The organism is Rhodococcus tibetensis (assembly GCF_024438035.1).
GTDB lineage: Bacteria > Actinomycetota > Actinomycetes > Mycobacteriales > Mycobacteriaceae > Rhodococcus_F > Rhodococcus_F tibetensis.
The window spans coordinates 1-597 of sequence record NZ_JANFQF010000061.1; the positions used below are offsets into that span (position 1 = coordinate 1).

3 protein-coding genes are annotated in these 597 nt (G+C 65.5%); all 3 read right to left on the reverse strand.

The window, feature by feature from the left end:
• A partial coding sequence (locus NOF53_RS27460; RefSeq protein ID WP_255974833.1) for a biotin carboxylase N-terminal domain-containing protein occupies positions 1–149 on the reverse strand: 149 nt, incomplete at its 3' end.
• A gap of 26 nt (positions 150–175) precedes the next feature.
• The gene (locus NOF53_RS27465; protein WP_255974831.1) at positions 176–475 is read right to left on the reverse strand and encodes an acyl-CoA carboxylase subunit epsilon; all 300 of its coding nucleotides are present in this window, start codon (positions 473–475) and stop codon (positions 176–178) included.
• Positions 472–597: carboxyl transferase domain-containing protein (locus NOF53_RS27470; RefSeq protein ID WP_255974774.1), on the reverse strand; the 126-nt coding region annotated here is incomplete at its 5' end. The genes NOF53_RS27470 and NOF53_RS27465, both read right to left, overlap by 4 nt.

A 597-nucleotide genomic window follows, 5' to 3' on the forward strand; every position in this document is an offset into this window, starting at 1 on the left:
TCGGCCAGGCGCACGAACGGGGCATCGGCGTCGGGTTCGGCGTAGACGGCGACACTGGTGTACCCGGCATCGGCTGCGGCCCGGATCACCCGCACTGCAATCTCACCGCGATTCGCGACCAGTACCTTGGAAATACGTGCACTACTCATCGAAATGTCTTCCCTTTTCTACAGTGTCAGTAGCCTGCGTTGACCAGCACCGCGGCGGCGGCCACCTGTCGGCGCAGAATGAGAGCTGGTGTGCCCCACGGATCTTCGTCGGAAGCGGAACCTTGTGCCGCGGACTCCGACGAGGCGAGCGCAGCGAATACCGTCAGCACCGCGGCGATATCGGTGTCGCTCGGATTGCCCCGAAACGTCACGACCGGCGCCGACGGCGCCTCCTCGGCGACCTCGACCCCCGAAGCGATCTCGTCGAACACCTCGTCTACAGCCAACTCCGCGGTCACGGTGCCGAATGATTCGCCGCCGCTCATAGCGGGATGTTCCCATGCTTCTTGGGCGGGAGGGTGACCATTTTGCGTTCGAGGAGGCGCAGGGCGGCCACGATCTGTCCGCGGGTGTGGGAGGGGGGGATGACGGCGTCGACGTAGCCGCG

Excerpts from the sequence above, each read along its gene's own strand:
- NOF53_RS27465 (WP_255974831.1), bottom strand. The coding sequence starts at position 475 with ATGAGCGGCGGCGAATCATTCGGCACCGTGACCGCGGAGTTGGCTGTA.